The following is a 1142-nucleotide window of genomic DNA, read 5'->3' as shown; positions in this document are numbered from 1 at the left end:
AAGCGAAGCTGCCGACCGAAGCCCCGATAAACGGCGGCCGTAACTATGACGGTCCTAAGGTAGCGAAGTTCCTTGTCGGGTAAGTTCCGACCTGCATGAATGGCGTAACGACTGGTGCACTGTCTCCACGAGGGACCCGGTGAAACTGTAGCCGTGGTGAAGATGCCACGTACCCGCGGTCAGACGGAAAGACCCCGTGAACCTTTACTGCAGGTTGGCACTGGGTCAGCGTCCTTTCTGTGTAGGATAGCTGGGAGGCAACGACCCGGCGGCGCCAGCCGTCGGCGAGCCAACGGTGAAATACCAGCCTGAAATGACCCTGATCCTCACCGGTCCGTAGCCCGGACCGGGACCGTGCTCATCGGGCAGTTTGACTGGGGCGGTCTCCTCCCAAAGCGTAACGGAGGAGCGCCATGGTACCCTCGGCCCGGTCGGCAATCGGGCAACACGAGCGCAAACGTATAAGGGTGCCTGACTGCGAGTCCTATCAGACGAGCAGGGACGAAAGTCGGCGTTAGTGATCCGGCGGTGCTGTATGGAAAGGCCGTCGCTCAACAGATAAAAGGTACTCCGGGGATAACAGGCTGATCTCCCCCGAGCGTCCCTAGCGGCGGGGAGGTTTGGCACCTCGATGTCGGCTCATCGCATCCTGGGGCTGGAGAAGGTCCCAAGGGTTTGGCTGTTCGCCAATGAAAGCGGTACGCGAGCTGGGTTCAGACCGTCGTGAGACAGGTCGGTCCCTATCTGCCGTGGGCGTAGGAAACTTGCGGAGCGTCTCCCCTAGTACGAGAGGATTGGGGAGGACCGACCTCTGGTGTGCCGGCTGTCCCGCTCGGGGCATCGCCGGGTAGCCAGGTCGGGACCGGATAAGCGCTGAAGGCATCTAAGCGCGAAGCCCCCTCCAAGACGAGGTTTCCAGCACGCAAGTGCGAAGGCTCCTGGAAGACGACCAGGTCGATAGGCCGGGAGTGCACGGCGAGCGATCGCCGCAGCCGACCGGTCCTAACAGCCGATCGCTTGACCACCCCGATCCGTCCGCCGCCGATCTCCCCCAAGGAGTCGGCGACGCACGAATCCCAATCGGGGTCACCATATCCCGACTCTCCGCATGAGTCGCGATCCTGTTCCGAAACGGGATCCAC

1 rRNA gene is annotated in these 1142 nt (G+C 62.2%); it reads left to right on the top strand.

The window, feature by feature from the left end:
- Positions 1–1025 (top strand): 23S ribosomal RNA (locus ACYOEI_RS41050); the annotation flags it as partial.
- Positions 1026–1142: the final 117 nt, after the last annotated feature.

This window comes from Singulisphaera rosea (assembly GCF_054877945.1).
This window is presented reverse-complemented; position numbering and strand designations above follow the sequence as displayed.